Below are 18,005 nucleotides of genomic sequence, written 5' to 3'. Positions count from 1 at the left end.
CTAAATTTTCTGTTTTCAAAGCAAATAAATTTTGAATAAGATAAAATTTTGAAAAATAGATTTCTATATTGATATCTGATTCATAGATAATTACCCAAAAGAATGAATAGAATTTTAATTCATAAAATCACTACCTTACTACTATTCCTTTCAATTGCTTTTTTCACTAACCTTTCCTATGCACAAGTCACTACAGTGGGGAAAGAGTTTTTGGTTGGTTTTATGGAGAATAATGGAGGCCCAGGTGCTAAAGATCTAGGGATTGTAGTCATAACTGCAAGTGAGGCTTCTGTAGGAACAATTGAATACCCTGGAAGTACTATTAATTTCAATATCCAAGCTGGACAACAATTTGTTCATAGAATTGAAAACTATGATGCGCTACATAGATTATCTGCCAACAAAGAGAATAAAAGTGTTTACATCCTTTCTTCGGGAAACATTTCTGTCTATGCATTTAATGAAAGAGAAAAAAGTGCAGATGGAACAGTTGTGTTGCCTGTGAGTACTCTTGGGAAGGATTATTATATTACCTCCCATTTTGAAACTGTGACTGCAATCGTGGATTTCGATGCTAATATCAACAATGAAAGTACACTGCTTGTGATAGCTGTGGAGGATAATACCAGTATTGAAATAACTCCAAAAGTAAATACTGTTTCTGGTCAAGCTGGAGGTGTTCCATATGTTATTCAAATGAACTCAGGGGAGTCTTACCAGCTAAAAGCCAGAGGTGATTTGACAGGTTCTAGAGTAAGGGTCATTGGGGACAATGCCAATGATTGTAAGAACATAGCTGTTTTTGGGGGAAATAAATGGACAGGTGTAGGGAACTGTGGTTATGCCAATGACCACCTTTTTCAGCAGGCTTACCCTGTGAATACCTGGGGTAATGATTTTTTGCATGTGCCGCTTGCTGGCAGGAATTCGGGGGAGCTGGTAAAAGTCTTGGCTTCAGAGGAAAACAGTCAAATCACAATCAACGGAGTGAATGTAGGGACCCTTGGCCCAGGAGAATTTATAACTACGGATTTTTCACATATAGAGACAGCTTCAATTTCTAGTGACAAGCCAATTTCGGTAACGGGTTTTGCGAAAAGTATGGATTGTAATCAACCAGGCCAAGGAAGTAATATAGGTGATCCGTTTATGATCACTTATAGCCCCAATCAGCAGCTTTTAAGTCAGATCACATTTAATGCGCTGCAGTTACCATCGATCAATGCACATTTTGTTAATGTCATTACAGCGACAGCTTCTATTCAAAATACTCGATTAGATGGTCAAAATGTAGGCAATCAATTTGTTCCCTTTCCAGATAACCCAGCATATGCTTATGCCAGAATACAGATTTCGCAGGGAGTACATCGATTGGAAAATGTTGATGGTCTAATAGGTTATGTCTACGGTTTTGGAAACATAGAATCTTATGGCTTTGCTGTCGGGGCAAGTTTGGAGAATTTGAATTTTGAGATAGCGCAAGAATATGATTTTGAAGTTGAGGGAGATTTAGTGGCTTGTCTAAATTCAGCAGCAGTTTGGGAAATTAATCCTGAAAATGACATATTCGAATATTTCACTTGGAATTTTGGAGATGGTTCAGAAATAGAAGAAGGCAAAGAAGTTAGTCATACTTATGATAGTCCGGGAACTTACGAGGTTGTGGTTACTGCTTCTATCAGTCCTGAAAGTTGCGACCAGCAAGAAGAGATTCGTTTTGAGGTTTTGGTGGAAGCGTTTGAAGGAGAAATAACTGGGCCTGTCAGCGTATGTCCTGAAATTGAAGAAATTGAATATGTTTTTGACATCGACAAGGAAATTTCAAAGTTGACTTGGGATGTTGATGGAGGAGAGATAATCGAGGAGTCAGAGAATCGAGTGACAGTGAGATGGGGAGAAACAAATCCAAGTGCTAGATTGACTGCCTTACCATACAATTTGGAGGGATGTCCAGGTGAACTTATTGAGCTGACTGTGTCTATAAACAATCAGATAGAACCTCAAGAGGCAATGGGAGATATTAAAATATGCTTTGATGGAACTACCATTTATGAATACACAGTCGCTGAGCCTATTGATGGAAGGGGTTATGAGTGGTTTGTAGTTGGAGGAGATATTGTTGGCTCTAACGAAAACAGTGTTATACAAGTCAATTGGTCTGTTCCAAATTCTGTCGGTCTGGTATCATATAGAGAGTACAGTCTGGTTAGCGACGATTGCGAAGGCGTTTCTCCAGAAATGAATGTGGTAGTTTCAGATGTATTTACAGCGGTGGTCGATAACTCAATCGGAATTCTTTGCTTTGGTGAAGAAACGGGAAGTATTGAGCTGATAGTGTCTGGAGGACAAGCGCCATATACTTTTGAATGGTCACATGATCAGACTTTGAATGAAGCTACAGCTGTTGGTATTCCAGCAGGGAATTATTCTGTAACTGTTAGGGATAACTTTGGGTGCGAAATTGTGCTTGATAATATAGTTGTATCGGAACCTGAATTATTGGAAGTAGCGGCTTTAAATATGATAGCTACTTCATGTTTTGGCAAAAATGATGGGGAAGCTACCTTAGAGATTCAAGGAGGTGTAAGTCCTTATACAATCAATTTGGAAACTAGTACTTTCCAAGGCAATCAATTTTCTTTGTTTGAACTTGAAGGCAGAGCATATGAGTTAGAAGTGACGGATGCAAATGGATGTGTTTTACCAGTCAATTTCACAATCGATTCACCTCTTCCTTTGGAAGTTGCTGTAAGAATTGAAAAGTTTGCATGTCCTGGTGAATCCAATGGGGAACTTTTGGCAGAGCCTTTGGGTGGCAACGAACCATTTTTTTACACTTGGGATTTTGATAATTCCAATCAGTTCACAATCCAAGGTGTTCCAAGAGGGAATTATGAAGTGACTGTACTGGATAGCCGTGGATGTATTAGTTTTGGATCAGGAGAAATGCTGGAGGCTGATCCCATAGCAAGAATGCCAACAGGATTTAATCCAAAAGATGGAGTGCTTGAAGCAGTAGCTAACTGTGATTTGGATTATGAATTGGTAGTATATACACGATGGGGTGAATTGATCTACAAAGGGACAACTGGGTGGGATGGTAAGATCAACCAAGAAGATGCGCCTTTAGGAACTTACAGTTATGTTTTGACTTACAATTATATTTTGAATGGCGAGCCAAAAAGCGGTCAATTGTCTGGAAGCTTTATTTTAATCAGATAGTTTTATGAATTGATGACAATCTTCTGTGATTATATCTTTAATTTTGCAGACCATTAAACCAAACACTAAAAATGAAGAATATTTTAATCACAGGAGGAGCTGGGTATATCGGATCACATACAGCAGTAGCCTTGGAGGAATCAGGTTATACCCCAATTATCATAGATGATTTTTCTAACTCTGAAAAAAGTGTGTTAGTAGGTTTGAAAAATATACTTGGTAAAGAAGTAAAAACTTATGAAGGCGATTGTAATGATAAAAGTCTAGTTCAAAAAATTTTTAGGGAAAATAAAATTGATGGTGTAATCCACTTTGCAGCAAGCAAAGCAGTAGGAGAGAGCACCAAAATTCCTCTGAGATATTACTCAAATAACATAGGTTCTCTATTGGTCTTGTTGGAAGTGATGAAGGAATATGACGTAAAAAACATTGTTTTTTCTTCGTCATGCACTGTTTATGGACAGCCAGATGTGTTGCCGGTGCTAGAATCAACACCAAGAAAAGAGGCTGAAAGTCCCTACGGTAATACGAAGAAAATTTGTGAGGATATCCTACACGATCATGTCAAGAGTAAAGCAGGAGTCAAAGTGATCGCTCTGAGGTATTTCAACCCAATTGGTGCCCATCCAAGTTCTGAAATAGGAGAGTTGCCAATTGGAGTTCCAGCTAATTTGATACCATTTGTCACACAAACAGCAGTAGGAATCAGAGAAAAAATCACCGTGTTTGGGAGTGATTATGAAACCAAAGATGGAAGTTGCGTGAGAGACTATATTCACGTTTTGGATTTGGCCGATGCCCATGTCAAATCCTTAGAATATTTGGATTCAAAGCAAGATGATTTTATTGATATTTTCAATGTTGGTACTGGTAATGGAAATACTGTTTTGGAAGTGATCAAAGCATTTGAGAAAGTTTCTGGAAAGAATTTGAATTATGAAATTGGGGCAAGAAGGGCTGGAGATATTGAAAAAGTCTGGGCAAACACAGATAAAGTCAATAAACTTCTTGGTTGGGAAGCAAAATATTCATTAGAAGATAGTCTCAGGGATTCATGGAATTGGCAAAAAAAGCTTTCGGGAATGGAGGAATAAAAAAACTGAAAAATTAAAATATTGAAAAATTAGTTAGTTTGATTTCCTTTACCATTCATCTTTTATTTGATAACCCCATTTAATGATTGGTTAAGTAACGTTTGCTCGAATTTAAATTTTCGAAAAGAAAAATACCTTAAATAAGTCCCAAGTTTTGCTTGGGACTTTGCGGAATAGCCTTTCCCGAATTTCGGGAGACGGGACTTGAATCTACCTGAGACAGACAGGCCCGTGACCTTCCCGATGTGTCGGGACAAGCATTGTAACCAGCTGAACTAACAAATAATATTAATTGAAAAAGGAATATCTTTTTACTGGTTTCAGAACTAGCTTTTTTTAGTTATAATATTTCAGAAAATGATTTTTTTTGATCTGTTTTGCTGTTAAATCCTTACCTCTAATTTTCCTTAGTGGTCATTTTAAAAACTTTTAATTTGAAAAGGATTTGAAAAATTAATACTAGAATTCCACAATAAAAAAAGTCCCAAGTTTTGCTTGGGACTTTGCGGAATGGACGGGACTCGAACCCGCGACCTCCTGCGTGACAGGCAGGCATTCTAACCAGCTGAACTACCACTCCTTTTTTTTCTTAAGTGAAAATCGAACTAGCGACCTTCCCGACATGTCGGGACATTCTAACTAGCTGAACTACCACTCTTAATTATCTTTTTTTAATTTGATGATAAACAAATTTGCGGAATGGACGGGACTCGAACCCGCGACCTCCTGCGTGACAGGCAGGCATTCTAACCAGCTGAACTACCACTCCTTTTTTTTTTTCTTAAGTGAAAATCGAACTAGCGACCTTCCCGACATATCGGGACATTCTAACCAGCTGAACTACCACTCCATTTTTTTTTTCTCTTAAGTGAAAATCGAACTAGCGACTTTCCCGACATGTCGGGGCATTCTAACCAGCTGAACTACCACTCCTTTTTTTTTCTCTTAAGTGAAAATCGAACTAGCGACCTTCCCGACATGTCGGGACATTCTAACCAGCTGAACTACCACTCCTTTTTTTTTCTTAAGTGAAAATCGAACTAGCGACCTTCCCGACATGTCGGGACATTTTAACCAGCTGAACTACCACTCCTTTTTTTTTCTCTTAAGTGAAAATCGAACTAGCGACTTTCCCGACATGTCGGGACATTCTAACCAGCTGAACTACCACTTATTTGTTTTTGAATTGTCACCTTCTCGTTTGAAGTGATGCAAAGGTAATACTTTGAAGATGCATTGCAATAAATCAAATAAAAAAAATCAAAGTGACTTGGTTATCCTACTAATTTTCAAACACATAATTTTTATCTTTAAGACATTTTATTGGGTAACCTTGGTGCTTTTACTTAGTCTTACACCTTTTAATATTTTTTACCTCATCAAAACTTAGAATATATTCCTTTTAAAGTTTTTAGATTTCAAAATTTAAATTTTCTTATCCTCTTTATCAAATGTACCTAGACTATAGAATCTTGGAGGAACGATTTGAAACGCTGTTGACTGTCATCAGTGGACTGTTGTCAATTTGCAAGTTATTAAATCTCTTTATATATAAATTGTTCTACATAGTGATTACTTGTAAAATTATATCTCTAATTATCAGTTCATTGGATAAAAATATTTTTCTTAGTCATATTATTTTTATCTTTGTCTTTGTTAAAAACGCTTACTATGGTATTAGAATTCGAAAAGCCAATTGTTGATTTGGAGCTTAAGTTGCAAGAAATGAAAGACTTGGCTAAGGGTAGAAATATAGATTTATCCTCAGATATTCAGTCTTTGGAAGAAAAGATACAAGCTTTGAAAAAAGAAACATTTCAAAATTTGACTAGATGGCAAAGAGTACAACTATCTAGACATGCAGATCGGCCTTATGCTTTGGATTATATTTACGAAATGACCAACGATTTTATCGAATTGCATGGTGATCGCTCAGTAAAAGATGATAAAGCCATGATTGGTGGTTTAGGAGATTTGGATGGAAGATCTGTGATGTTCATTGGGCAACAAAAAGGTAGAAATACCAAACAGCGCCAAGAAAGAAATTTTGGAATGGCTAACCCAGAGGGATATAGAAAGGCGCTCCGCTTAATGAAAATGGCAGAAAAATTCGGAAAGCCAATCGTTACTTTGATAGATACACCTGGTGCATTTCCTGGGATAGAAGCTGAAGAAAGAGGACAAGGTGAAGCTATCGCCAGAAATCTCAAAGAGATGTTCATGCTGAAAGTTCCTGTGATATGTATCATTATCGGTGAAGGTGCGTCTGGAGGTGCTTTGGGAATTGCCATTGGCGATAAAGTAATGATGTTGGAAAATACTTGGTATTCAGTTATTTCTCCAGAATCTTGCTCTTCTATTCTATGGAGAAGTTGGGATTACAAAGAGCAAGCTGCGGAAGCATTAAAGCTTACTGCTAATGATATGAAATCCAATGGTTTGATAGATGGAATTATCGAGGAACCTTTGGGAGGTGCACATAAAGATATGAAGAAGATGTCTCAAACTATAAAAGCTACAATTTTGGATGCTTTGAAAGAATTGGATAAAATCAAACCCGAAAAGAGAATTGATCAAAGAATCGATAAATTCTGTGCAATGGGTGTGGTAGTAGAATAAAAAATATTCATTCCCGTAAAATGTATGGATCAAGTTAGGTTATTGACTTTGAGCTTTCATTTTGCGGGAATTTTTCTTTGGTAAATACCATAAAATTAAATCATGGCTTTATGAATCTTCAGGTTATCAATACAGGTTTTTTTAAATTGGATGGTGGTGCTATGTTTGGAGTAGTACCAAAGTCGCTTTGGTCAAGAACAAACCCTTCTGATGAAAATAACCTTTGTACATGGGCAATGAGGTGTTTGTTGGTAGAAGACCAGGGAAGGTTGGTTTTGATTGACAATGGTATTGGTGAAAAACAGGATGCCAAATTTTTCTCACATTACTACCTCCATGGCAATGATTCTCTTCAATCTTCTTTGCACAAGGTTGGGGTTGATTTCAAAGATGTTACAGATAACTTTTTGACTCATCTTCATTTTGATCATTGTGGAGGAGGGGTTTCTTATGTAGATGGAAATAAAGAAAAGCTTCAGACAGTATTTCCCAATGCAAAATATTGGACAAATGCTGACCACTGGCAATGGGCAACAGAGCCGAACTCAAGAGAAAAGGCTTCATTCTTGAAAGAAAACATTCTTCCCATGCAGGAAAGTGGTCAATTGGAATTTATGGATTTGTCAAAAAAAGAGCTTTTTGAAGGGTTTGAATATTTTACAGCAGATGGACATACAGATAAGCAAATGATTCCCAAAATCAGTTACAAAGGCAAGACTATTGTATTTGCAGCCGATCTTCTCCCTTCTGTAGGTCATATTCCACTTCCTTATGTCATGGGGTATGATACAAGACCATTATTGACCTTAGATGAAAAGAAAAAGTTCTTAGAAGAGGCCGCTACTAACGAATACATCATATTCTTGGAACATGATCCAATAAATGAATGTTGTACCGTTAAAATGACGGACAAGGGTGTTCGCTTAGATCAAACATTTTCACTCAATGAAATCTGACAAAAAAATTGGAATAGCCTTTTCTGGCGGTGGAGTTAGAGGTATTGCACATTTAGGAGTACTCAAAGCGCTTAATGAAAATGGGATATTCCCCACGCAAGTTAGTGGCAGCAGTGCTGGTGCCATAGTTGGTGCTATGTATTGTAGTGGATATGATCCTGAAGAGATCATGGATATCATTGTGAAGACAAATTACTTTAAATTTATGAGGCCAGCCATTAGTTGGACTGGGATTCTTAAAATGGGAAGTGTATTGCAACTATATGAAATGTATTTGCCTGTCAATAATTTTTCTTCTTTAAAAACACCACTTATTGTAGCAGCGACAGATATCAAGAGAGGTAAGGTAGCTTATTTTTCAGAAGGTAATCTGATTGAGCCCATCATGGCATCTTCGTGCATACCGGGAATGTTTGACCCAATCGAAATTGAAGGCAATTTTTATGTGGATGGGGGAGTGTTGAATAATCTTCCTGTGGAGCCACATGAAGGTGTTTGTGATGTTGTAATTGGGGTAAACTGTAATCATTTACCTGTGGAGCATAATATCAAGAATATCAAAAATCTGATCGAACGGACAATTATCATGTCAATGAATTACAATGTCTATAGTAGAAAATCGAAATGTGATTTTTTTATTGAACCAAAAGGATTGGCTAAGTATGGAGTTTTTGATATCAAAAAAGCGAGAGAAATTTTTGATGCTGGGTACCAGTATGCGACAGAATTCATAAATTCGCACCAAGAATTGAAAGATTTGGGACAATCTACTGTAAAACTGTAAGTGAGATGATGAAATTTTTATCAAAAATTGTTTTTTGGATAACAGGTTGGAAATTTGTTTCCGTTTGGCCCAAAGATCTAAAGAAGGCGGTTTTGATTGCAATACCCCATACGAGTAATTGGGATTTGCTTTATGCAAGGGCGGCCTTTTATTTAATGGATGTACCGGTAAAGTTTACAATCAAAAAAGAAGTAATGGTTGGCCCATTGGGATGGTTTATCAAAGCTCTTGGTGGTATTGCGATAGATAGAAAGAGAATTCCGGGAGGTAGAAAGCAGACCTATACAGAAGCAATGATCAATATGCTGAAAACTGAGGATGAGTTAGTGATCATGGTGACTCCAGAAGGAACAAGAAGCTATGCTCCTCGATGGAAATCTGGGTTTTATCACATTGCCCTTGGAGCAGATGTTCCAGTGGTGATTGGTTATTTGGATTATAAAAAGAAGGAAGCTGGAATCGGAACCATCATATATCCAAATGGAAATATGGATGAACAGGTTGAGGAGTTGAAAGCATTTGGCAGGACCGTGACAGGAAAATATCCGGATCAGGGAATTAAGTGATTTTTTTTAAAAACCGGTTTGTTTGAAGCAGTTAATAACTGATAACCATTAACTATGCTCTTTTATAGTACAAGTCCCTTTTTTTCTGCGCTTTTATCTATAGAAATCCCTATAACTATCCCAATTACCATACCCATTGGTAGCCATAATCCCAAGTTTTCCGTGCTCATTCCAATCGGAATTCCAATTGCACTCATAAAAACAGGCATCATGATGGTTGTCCATTGACCTTTCCTTTGGAGCTTATATTTTTTGTTTAACTCTCTCAAAAGATTGTTTTTAGCCTTCACATAAGGAGTGCCGTTTTCTGTTGACCCAGGAAGTTTCTTAGCAATAACTTCAAACTGACTCATCCAATATTCTCCATTTGATGCTGGAATAGCCTTTCCGATTTTTTCCGGAAGCCTTTTCAATATCTCAATTTCATATTGTTGAATTTGCCTTTTTCTGTATCCCGCAGCTTTCTCATCAATATACTTTTTGAATTCAATCACTCTTTGGTCAAATGCTTCTGTACTCATTTTTCTAAAGCTTGGTTTTGTATTGGGAAATTGTGATTTTACGACAATCCAAATAGGAATTTATAGCCTTTTGATGTTTTTCATTGCTGCTGTCATTATCTTATTTGCAAACTTCAAAAAGAAATCGGTAGGTTCATAATCCCTACCGATCTCTAACAGAATTTCACTTTAATAAACTGTTTATTGGTGTATAAGAAAATATATTTCTTAAATTTTCTAATATTACAATTTTCCAATTTTGCTCCCTAATTCCCATAAAGCTCCTTGCCCACTTCCTCATACTTATCTCCAGATGTCCATACAGGCTTCTCAGTGGTGTTTGCAATGTAGAGAGCAGAAAGAATATAAGATTTCCAATATTTAACCGCATAATCCAAGTCAAAATTATCAACTTGATCACCAGGTTGGTGGTAGTATTTCCCGATCTCTTCGTCAAATGCAGTAAAACCCAAACTAAAAGTAGGGGAAGGGATTCCTTTTCTCGCAAAGTTTACATTGTCAGACCTATCATATAATCCTTGTTCTGGAGCTGGATCAGCTATGGCTTCCAGACCAAATTCACTTACTGCTTTGGAGATCAAAGGATCGGCAGAAGTTCTTCCAAGACCAATTACTGTAATGATAGAAGTGTCATTATAACCACCGTTGTCGATATTGAAATTGTAGATGATTTTATTCAAAGGAATCAACGGATTGTCTGCGAAGTATCTACTTCCCAAAAGCCCTTTTTCTTCTGCAGTCCATGCACACAAAAGAATGGATCTCTTTGGAGGGTTTTCAGCAAAGTATTTTGCAGCATTGATGACAGCCACAGTTCCTACAGCATTGTCTCGGGCACCATTGTAAATAGAATCACCATTGGCATCTGGCCTTCCCACACCGATGTGATCATAATGGGCAGAAAGCATCACATATTCATTCTTTAGCGTAGGATCAGTACCTTCTATTACTGCTACGACATTTTTTCCGATAATATCCCGATTGATTTTGCCTGCTACTTCTAATTTTGCAGTTTTTATGGTGCCATTACCTATTGCATTGATTGATTGGTTTTTTGTATCGCTAATCCAGATGTAAGGAATACTTGCCTTCCCGCCTGTATTGTCTATTGTCAATTGAGTTCGGTTGAGAGTTCTGGCTGCAAAATTCCAAGGTGAAGGAATATTATACATTTCAAGTACTGCAATTGCTCCTTTTGATTGGGCAAGAGCTACTTTTTCTCTCCCAACTGCAAAAAGGTCGCTCGGAGTTAATCTATCCGGAGCCCCAACATTGGTTACTACAATCTTTCCTTTTACATCTTTCCCTTCATAATCGGCCTCAAGGCCATAGCCAATCACAATCAACTCATATTCGCCATCAATGGCAGGGCCATCAAGTACCAGAAGGTTCTCGCCTTGGGTAAATGTGCTATCTCCAATCATTGCAACTCCCTTTGTAGGAGGGCCAGATAGTCTGAAAGGAATGTGTTGATAATAGCCATTTGCTCCGTCTATTTCCTTGGCTTCATATTTCCAAAATTGCTCAGCAATATAACGAGCAGCAGCATCTATTTCTGGCCGAATGGGATCCCGCCCCATCAATTCATCAGATGCCAAGTATCTGAAATGCGAAATAGCCTCTCTTTCGTTAAAATTTGCTTCTATGGCTTTTTTGTCGCTTTGGGCGAAAATGCTTGTCGATGACAAAAGCAAAGCCAATGACATGGTAAAATAAGTTCTCTTCATCTAAATATTTTATTAATCAGCCTGAATATAGAAATAAACAACGCTTTGGTCAAAAGCTTTTTGGAAAACAGGGAAAGATTGTTCAAAAACGGATAGTTATTTTACTACAAACGGATTTGACATAGATCTAATTACCATTCCATTCAAATATAGGTTTCCTGTAGCGAATCAACCACAACAGTTGAGTACGAATTTGAACGCATCAGTTTATGCGGGCTACAGGACTGATTTCTATAGTTTGAAATATAGTAGGAACAAATTTGGGCAGCAGGAAAGAAAGACAAGGCATTATGGCTTATCGTTTGGAGCATTTTCTGGGTTTGGTTCGTCCCCAATAACCCCTTGGTTTACAAATGATCAAATTACCGAAGAATATGATGGATTGGTTTGGTCAAATGGGCTTGCCTTTAGCATTGGGATAGATTACTTGAATTTGGGATTCGCACTAGGTTGGGATAGGCTCCTAGATAAGAATTCTAATCTATGGATCTATCAAAGAAAACCATGGCTGGGATTGATTATTGGGATTAATATCAATTAGATTAATTACCACTTGATCCTATAACTTCCCTTGATTCCCGCATATAGTATATGGTATGGAATAGGGCCAGTGTTGTAAACTGCCAGCCCGATATCAAAATCTCCTATCTGTTTTCCTACCTCAATACCATAATTGATTTCCCGATAAGTAACGCTCCAGTTTTCGATGGATGAATCTTTGAATACGGTTGTTCCCATGTTTAATGCAGCGCCCACAGAACCTTCCACATACCAGCTATCGATGTTTTTACGATATCCAATTGCTAGTGGAATAATTGTCTTGTAAGATCTTTTTACATCCACCCACATGCTTTCTTTGGTACTAGGGAAGTAATGGATTCCTGTTCTCACAAGAAAACGACCTTTTTTCTGTCTGCCTAAATACACCTTCACAGGTAAGCCAAAGTGTACAGTGTAAGTTTGGTTATAACGGTTGAGTATAGGCCCTATTTCTAATCCAAAACTTACATAGTTCAGACCATTTCCATGCATTGGATTAGTCTTGTATTTTGATTCTGAAATTGTCTTTTCACTATCTCCATCTTTTGCTGAAGCAATAAAACTACAGCTCAAGGCAATCAAAAATAATATTGTTTTAGTCTTCATATTCCCACCAGTTTTGTTTTTCTTTCTTTTTTCCCATTCTATACCTGAGGCTGAATGTGTGATGTAGGGCAGTTCCATTGGAAGTGACTTCAAATGGATATAGGGTAGGAGGGTTGTCTATTTCATAATAACCCTCCATTTTGATCATGTCACGAGTGCCAGCAAGTGCAGTAAAACGATAAATAAAATTCAATCTATTTGAAATTTGATATTTTAATTGGCCTCCAAGTTCAAAAGCAATACTAGATTTTCTTATCGGATAACTTTCGTAGTAAATCATCAAATTAGTTGGAGGGGTTGGATAAACAGGTATGGCACTCAAGCCTGCTTCTCCTCTTGTTTTTAAGCTACCGTTTAAATGGTATAAGTTTAAACCCCCAATTGCTGAAAATGAAAACCTTTTCCAGTTCAAACCAAGATCATAAACTCCCCTCAGAGGTATCTGCAAAGTTTTTAATCCATTTACTTGCCATCCTGTACCGCTTAAAGGGATATAGCCCGGTTCTTTATAGTAAGCACTTACCGTCTGGTGAAAGCTGGTTTCATAAATTCCTGATTCTACTTCCCACTTATCATTTATCATATAACTGAGACTTCCACCAATAGCAAACAAAGGCGTGTATTGCTTGTTAAGGTAGCCTTGTGGGTCATGATAACTTCTTATTTCTTTTCTTGAAGCTAAATCAAAACCCACAGACAACCTCCCTTGTGCTAGGGAGGTGGATACATTTAAAATTATACACAAACCAAAAAGAGCTTTTTTATACATGTTGCATACTTATAAAAAGGGATCTACCATCTAATTTTATAGACCGATTTGAAGCCTAAAAACGCGATGTTAAAAGGTACATTGCCGTGATTGTATATAGCTAATCCAATATCGATACTATTGTATCTTCTGCCTAGCTCCAATCCATAATGCGGTTCCATGGATACAAGCCCTTCAGGTTCTTTCAGTGAATCTTTGTGCCTAATTAATATCACATCATAAGAAACTCCGAAGCTTCCTTCAATATACCATTTTTTGATATTGTGTCTATACCCTAATGCTACAGGTACAGCTGTACGGGTTAGACTTTCTACATCAGGCTCTAGTTGTCTCGCTAAATTCGGGAAATGATGCCATCCGGTTCTCAACATCATTTGCCCATTTTTACCAGTACCCAAATAGGCTTTGAATGGTATTCCGATCTGAATAGGAAAGTCTGCTGCTTGCCAATTAAGAGATGGACCTACCTCTATGCCAATTGATATATGACTATTTCCTTTTTGAGCAAAAATACTTGAAGCAAAAGCCAATGAAAAAAAGAGGGAAATCAATAAAAAAAGAAATTTATCAGTACCCATAGTAATCAAAGTCAGTGTTATTTTTTGTTTTTCTACCAAGTCTATAGCGAATACTTAAGAAATGATTTATTGATGTTCCTCTTTGTACCACTTCGAAATCATGGATAGTTTGAGGGTTATCACTAGTGAAATAACTTCCCTCAATAGATACCTTATCTCTAGTTCCTAAATTTCCAGAAAATCTATATGCTAAATAAAATCTTTCTGAAATATCATACCTAATTTCAGGGCCTATTTCAAAGGCAATTGATGTTCTATTGACAATTTGATCTATAAACTCCATCCTAACTACAGGAGCAGGTTGGGGAAATACAACTGTGCCAGGACCTATGTATTTTGAAAATTTTCTTGTATCAAATTGATGGAAAATAGTAATTCCTCCGAGTATATTAAGACTGAACTTTCTATATTTAATTCCTGAGAAGTATATCCCACGGACAGGAATTTGCAAACTGGCAAAACCACCACCTCCTTGATCTCCGTATTTGGTGAATGGTGTATAGCCAGGTTCATTATAAAATGCACTTACATTGGAATTGAATGTGGTTCTATAAACCCCAATTTCAAACTCCCATCGATCTGAATATTCATAAGTTCCAGCTAAGCCAATCGTGCCGGAAGGATATAAATTTCTAAATATATATTCCTTTGGATCATCAAATTTGGCTTTTTCATTACGAACTCCTGCATCTATACCCAAGGAAAATTTTCCTTGGGCTATTAGATTTTTAGAACAAAATGCTGTGAAGAATAGATATAAATAAAATTTGGGTATATTCATTTTTTAATTTAGTCTATGTTTTTATTGATTAAAATTCTGATTTCCCCATCTTGATTCCCTCTTTTTACATAATGACAGGATTCGCTTTCTTTGATTTTCACCCTTTTTGAAAATTTCTATAATATTAAAAGTTAGTTAAAAATTTATTGATGGTTAAAAATATATACAAATGGTTATTTTCCAAAAAATTTGTGAAAATTTTAATACTCAAATAGATTAAAATAATTTAGATTCCGATCACTGGTTATTTTAGCTCCTCGCTTAGTACTAAAATAATGTTCATATTTTCAGGACTTTGATTTTGCTGATTTTCTTTATCAGAAGGGTAAAAGATGCTTTTAACATGTCCTACTTAACTCAGCACTTTAGTATTTATCATAAAGTCAAACGTCGAGTTTATCGATCAGTTTTTGTATTTTGGCTCTCAGAACCCAATGCCGTCCAAATGTCGGGTAAAATCCTCCCTACTTTCAGGTTATATTTGTAGAAATCAATCCAAATTGCCATGGTTAAACAAACGATCATCACAATGAAACAACCAGAACTCGGTCAAAAAATCCAAGAGTGGAGGAAGGCCAAAGGATTGACTCAAGAAGAACTTGTAGAAAAATGTAACATCAATGTCAGAACAATCCAGCGAATCGAAGCTGGAGAAGTCACACCAAGATCATATACAATCAAAGCCATTTTGGAAGTGCTTGGAGTTTCTCAGGATGAATTGCCAGCTCAAGAACAATTAACTGAAAAAAGTGTCCCAGAAGGACTTTCTTCTTGGTACCGCTTTTCATTCGTAGCTGGAATTATTTATTTGTCTTTGGCAATAGTAGAATCATTTTTTGATGTTTATTTGATTGTTGAAAATGTGGTACTTTCATCTGGATTGGGATTTTTATATACATTTATTAAGATATCTGTGTTTGTTTTGTTTATCATGTTCATCCTTGGATTTTATAGACTTGGTCAATTCCAGTCAAGTGCTTTGTTGAAAGTAATGTCTATCTTCTTGATTGTTTTGACAGGGATGTTTATTGTGGAAGATATTGCAACCTATTGGTTGGGAGTTGATTTGTTTTCAGGGTTGTTATTTAGATCAATAATATCAGGAATAGTGTATGTTTTATTTGCAACTGGTTTTCTTCAATTATCAAAAAGTAAAGGCACAATCTATATCATCACAGGGGCTGTAGGTTTACTTGCAGGCATCAGCTTTATGACTATTGTTTTTGCCATTCCTGGTTTGATGGTACTTACAGTATTTGAATTGCTCTTGATAGTGTTACTCCACAAGGAATATAACCTAAAAAAACAAGATAAAGGGTATTCATTTTTAGGTAAAACCCAATTGTTTTACTAAGCTAAAATTGAAAGATCTCCCCCTTTTCCATAACTTAGACTTGGTTGTGGAAAAGGTTTCTTAATTTTGGCTATGCCTGATAAAAATTTAGCAGATAAAGCTTATGATTTGATTACGGATGATGGAGAGGAGAGGGCTTGTGATGCCATTCCTGATTCTGCCTGCGAAGAAACCCCCGGTAATTATTTCAAAAATGTACTCAGTGGAGCTTTATCCAAGCTTGCGGAACAGCTAGTAAGTCCAGGTACCACACTTCCTTGGATAATGTCATCACTTGGAGTTCCAAATGCTTTTTCTGGAGCACTCGTTCCCATCAAAGATGCAGGCTCACTATTGCCCCAGCTATTTGTTTCCGCAAAAATCAGAAAATATCCTGTCAGAAAATGGTTTTGGGTAGTACCTGCGGTTTTACAAGCTTTGGCTTTGTCGCTGATGGCTTTTGTTGTTTTGAGATTGGAAGGGAGTTTCGCAGGTTATTTGATCCTTTTGCTTCTGTTAGTTTACTCTTTGGCTAGTGGTGTAGCAAGTATCAGTTTCAAGGATGTCATTGCCAAAACGATTCCCAAAGGGAAAAGAGGACAGTTATTGGCTTTGAGATCTACGATTGGTGGTATTTTAACTTTAGGTGCAGGGGTATTTATCCTTCAGGATTTAGAAAAGGAGCAGGATAATAATCTATTGTTTTGGGTAGTACTGTCAGGAGCATTTTTGTGGATCCTTTCGGCATTGTTTTTTGCACTTATTTCAGAACAAGCTGGAGCCACAGATGGCGGAAGATCTCCAATCAATGAATTAAAAAACGGTTTGAAAATTTGGAAGAAGGACGCTAACTTAAGAATATTTGTCCTTACCAGAGGGCTTTTGATGGCCATTCCACTAGCACAGCCATTTTTTGTGATTTTGGGAAAAGAAGAGCTGGGAAATGAAGTGACTAATTTGGGGATCATGGTCATCGCAGCTGGTATCGCCAACATCATCAGCAGTCCATTTTGGGGGAGATTTGCAGATCAATCAAGCAAAAAGCTGATGGTGTGGGTTTCACTGATGGGTATTGTCAACATTTCTTTGATGGCTATTTTTCCAATTTGGCCTGAAGCATGGAAGAACATATATACTTTCGCGGGTTTGTTTTTGATTCAAGTGATGGCTCATGGCGGTGCAAGGTTAAGCAGGAAGACTTACTTAGTGGATTTTGCACCAAGTGACGAAAGACCACTTTATGTATCTCTCTCCAACACCATGATTGGCGTGTTTACTTTGGTTGGAGCAGGTTTGGGTACTTTATCTTCAATTTTTGGGATTCCTGTGATGCTCTTCGTCTTTGTTGGCCTACTTGTTTTGGCTTTGATCTTTGCTGTGAAATTAAAAGAGGTCTGAGTATGGACAATTGGTTCCATAATTTTACCTAAAACATGCTAAAAGGTTTACAACCGCCTGGGTGTAGTTTGCAACTACACCCAAGATATTTCGACTTCGAGGGTTTTATTATTTGAAAGTAGAATTGCAAATTCCATTGATATGGAAGTGTAGATTCAATCTACACTTAGGGCACACGCCAAATTTTTGAGAGATCCTTAAAAATCAACCACCAACCAACTGGGTGTAGTTTGCAACTACACCCTAAATATTTCGACTTCGAGGGTTTTATTATTTGAAAGCAGAATTGCAAATTCCATAGATATGGAAGTGTAGATTCAATCTACACTTAGGGCACACGTCTAATTTTTGAGAGATCCTTAAAAATTAATCACTAACCGTCTGGGTGTAGTTTGCAACTACACCCTAAATATTTCGACTTCGAGGGTTTTATTATTTGAAAGTAGAATTGCAAATTCCATTGATATGGAAGTGTAGATTCAATCTACACTTAGGGCACACGCCAAATTTT

General features: G+C 37.1%; 15 protein-coding genes and 2 tRNA genes. 9 read left to right on the top strand and 8 right to left on the bottom strand.

Going from position 1 to position 18,005, the window contains the following annotated elements:
* The first annotated feature begins 102 nt into the window (after positions 1-102).
* Positions 103-3,222 carry a PKD domain-containing protein gene (locus MM236_RS00355; protein ID WP_241272932.1) on the top strand — a complete coding sequence of 1,040 codons (3,120 nt, stop codon included), beginning with the start codon at positions 103-105 and terminating at the stop codon, positions 3,220-3,222.
* Positions 3,223-3,293: 71 nt separating this feature from the next.
* Entirely contained in the window at positions 3,294-4,316 is a 1,023-nt protein-coding gene (gene galE, locus MM236_RS00350) for a UDP-glucose 4-epimerase GalE (RefSeq protein WP_241272931.1), read from the top strand.
* A 506-nt stretch (positions 4,317-4,822) separates the two neighbouring features.
* Here galE and MM236_RS00345 read toward each other — a convergent pair.
* Together MM236_RS00345 and MM236_RS00340 are read right to left on the bottom strand one after the other, a co-directional pair.
* Positions 4,823-4,896: transfer RNA gene (locus tag MM236_RS00345), tRNA-Asp, on the bottom strand.
* Between the two features lie 115 nt (positions 4,897-5,011).
* Positions 5,012-5,085: transfer RNA gene (locus MM236_RS00340), tRNA-Asp, on the bottom strand.
* Positions 5,086-5,987: 902 nt separating this feature from the next.
* On the opposite strand from MM236_RS00340, the gene MM236_RS00335 reads away from it, so the two are divergent.
* From MM236_RS00335 to MM236_RS00320, 4 genes are all read left to right on the top strand, one after another.
* Positions 5,988-6,935: an acetyl-CoA carboxylase carboxyltransferase subunit alpha gene (locus MM236_RS00335; protein WP_241272930.1), complete on the top strand. Its 948-nt coding sequence runs from the start codon at positions 5,988-5,990 to the stop codon at positions 6,933-6,935.
* A 110-nt stretch (positions 6,936-7,045) separates the two neighbouring features.
* Complete coding sequence (locus MM236_RS00330; protein WP_241272929.1) at positions 7,046-7,891, top strand: MBL fold metallo-hydrolase; 846 nt, start codon at positions 7,046-7,048, stop codon at positions 7,889-7,891.
* The gene (locus MM236_RS00325; RefSeq protein WP_241272928.1) at positions 7,881-8,675 is read left to right on the top strand and encodes a patatin-like phospholipase family protein; all 795 of its coding nucleotides are present in this window, start codon (positions 7,881-7,883) and stop codon (positions 8,673-8,675) included. The genes MM236_RS00330 and MM236_RS00325 overlap by 11 nt, the downstream gene beginning before the upstream one ends.
* Positions 8,676-8,680: 5 nt before the next feature.
* On the top strand, positions 8,681-9,241 hold the full coding sequence (locus tag MM236_RS00320) for a 1-acyl-sn-glycerol-3-phosphate acyltransferase (protein ID WP_241272927.1): 561 nt from the start codon (positions 8,681-8,683) through the stop codon (positions 9,239-9,241).
* A 62-nt stretch (positions 9,242-9,303) separates the two neighbouring features.
* Here MM236_RS00320 and MM236_RS00315 read toward each other — a convergent pair whose 3' ends face one another.
* Together MM236_RS00315 and MM236_RS00310 are read right to left on the bottom strand one after the other, a co-directional pair.
* The gene (locus MM236_RS00315; protein ID WP_241272926.1) at positions 9,304-9,762 is read right to left on the bottom strand and encodes a hypothetical protein; all 459 of its coding nucleotides are present in this window, start codon (positions 9,760-9,762) and stop codon (positions 9,304-9,306) included.
* 245 nt (positions 9,763-10,007) lie between these two features.
* Positions 10,008-11,489, bottom strand: a complete 1,482-nt coding sequence (locus MM236_RS00310; RefSeq protein WP_241272925.1) for a M28 family peptidase — start codon at positions 11,487-11,489, stop codon at positions 10,008-10,010.
* A gap of 181 nt (positions 11,490-11,670) precedes the next feature.
* Here MM236_RS00310 and MM236_RS00305 point away from each other — a divergent pair, with 181 nt between their 5' ends.
* Entirely contained in the window at positions 11,671-12,030 is a 360-nt protein-coding gene (locus MM236_RS00305) for a hypothetical protein (RefSeq protein WP_241272924.1), read from the top strand.
* 5 nt (positions 12,031-12,035) lie between these two features.
* Here the strand turns inward: MM236_RS00305 and MM236_RS00300 are convergent, their stop codons facing one another.
* From MM236_RS00300 to MM236_RS00285, 4 genes are read right to left on the bottom strand one after another with little or no spacing between them, the layout of a single operon-like run.
* On the bottom strand, positions 12,036-12,635 hold the full coding sequence (locus MM236_RS00300; RefSeq protein WP_241272923.1) for a hypothetical protein: 600 nt from the start codon (positions 12,633-12,635) through the stop codon (positions 12,036-12,038).
* Positions 12,625-13,380, bottom strand: a complete 756-nt coding sequence (locus MM236_RS00295; protein WP_241272922.1) for a hypothetical protein — start codon at positions 13,378-13,380, stop codon at positions 12,625-12,627. Before MM236_RS00295 ends, MM236_RS00300 begins: the two co-directional genes overlap by 11 nt.
* A 47-nt stretch (positions 13,381-13,427) precedes the next feature.
* Positions 13,428-13,982: a hypothetical protein gene (locus MM236_RS00290; protein WP_241272921.1), complete on the bottom strand. Its 555-nt coding sequence runs from the start codon at positions 13,980-13,982 to the stop codon at positions 13,428-13,430.
* Positions 13,972-14,763 carry a hypothetical protein gene (locus tag MM236_RS00285; protein ID WP_241272920.1) on the bottom strand — a complete coding sequence of 264 codons (792 nt, stop codon included), beginning with the start codon at positions 14,761-14,763 and terminating at the stop codon, positions 13,972-13,974. Before MM236_RS00285 ends, MM236_RS00290 begins: the two co-directional genes overlap by 11 nt.
* 529 nt (positions 14,764-15,292) lie before the next feature.
* On the opposite strand from MM236_RS00285, the gene MM236_RS00280 reads away from it, so the two are divergent.
* Positions 15,293-16,117, top strand: coding sequence for a helix-turn-helix domain-containing protein (locus MM236_RS00280; RefSeq protein WP_241272919.1), 825 nt, complete (start codon positions 15,293-15,295; stop codon positions 16,115-16,117).
* A 72-nt stretch (positions 16,118-16,189) separates the two neighbouring features.
* Positions 16,190-17,494, top strand: coding sequence for an MFS transporter (locus MM236_RS00275; RefSeq protein ID WP_241272918.1), 1,305 nt, complete (start codon positions 16,190-16,192; stop codon positions 17,492-17,494).
* The last annotated feature ends 511 nt before the right edge of the window (positions 17,495-18,005 follow it).

The organism is Belliella calami (assembly GCF_022549695.1).
GTDB lineage: Bacteria > Bacteroidota > Bacteroidia > Cytophagales > Cyclobacteriaceae > Belliella > Belliella calami.
Note: the sequence above shows the minus strand (reverse complement) of the source record. Positions and strands in the feature narration are given on the sequence as shown.

Coding starts and splice junctions, on each gene's coding strand:
- MM236_RS00355 (WP_241272932.1), top strand. CDS start 103: ATGAATAGAATTTTAATTCATAAAATCACTACCTTACTACTATTCCTT.
- galE (WP_241272931.1), top strand. CDS start 3,294: ATGAAGAATATTTTAATCACAGGAGGAGCTGGGTATATCGGATCACAT.
- MM236_RS00335 (WP_241272930.1), top strand. CDS start 5,988: ATGGTATTAGAATTCGAAAAGCCAATTGTTGATTTGGAGCTTAAGTTG.
- MM236_RS00330 (WP_241272929.1), top strand. CDS start 7,046: ATGAATCTTCAGGTTATCAATACAGGTTTTTTTAAATTGGATGGTGGT.
- MM236_RS00325 (WP_241272928.1), top strand. CDS start 7,881: ATGAAATCTGACAAAAAAATTGGAATAGCCTTTTCTGGCGGTGGAGTT.
- MM236_RS00320 (WP_241272927.1), top strand. CDS start 8,681: ATGATGAAATTTTTATCAAAAATTGTTTTTTGGATAACAGGTTGGAAA.
- MM236_RS00315 (WP_241272926.1), bottom strand. CDS start 9,762: ATGAGTACAGAAGCATTTGACCAAAGAGTGATTGAATTCAAAAAGTAT.
- MM236_RS00310 (WP_241272925.1), bottom strand. CDS start 11,489: ATGAAGAGAACTTATTTTACCATGTCATTGGCTTTGCTTTTGTCATCG.
- MM236_RS00300 (WP_241272923.1), bottom strand. CDS start 12,635: ATGAAGACTAAAACAATATTATTTTTGATTGCCTTGAGCTGTAGTTTT.
- MM236_RS00290 (WP_241272921.1), bottom strand. CDS start 13,982: ATGGGTACTGATAAATTTCTTTTTTTATTGATTTCCCTCTTTTTTTCA.
- MM236_RS00285 (WP_241272920.1), bottom strand. CDS start 14,763: ATGAATATACCCAAATTTTATTTATATCTATTCTTCACAGCATTTTGT.
- MM236_RS00280 (WP_241272919.1), top strand. CDS start 15,293: ATGAAACAACCAGAACTCGGTCAAAAAATCCAAGAGTGGAGGAAGGCC.
- MM236_RS00275 (WP_241272918.1), top strand. CDS start 16,190: ATGCCTGATAAAAATTTAGCAGATAAAGCTTATGATTTGATTACGGAT.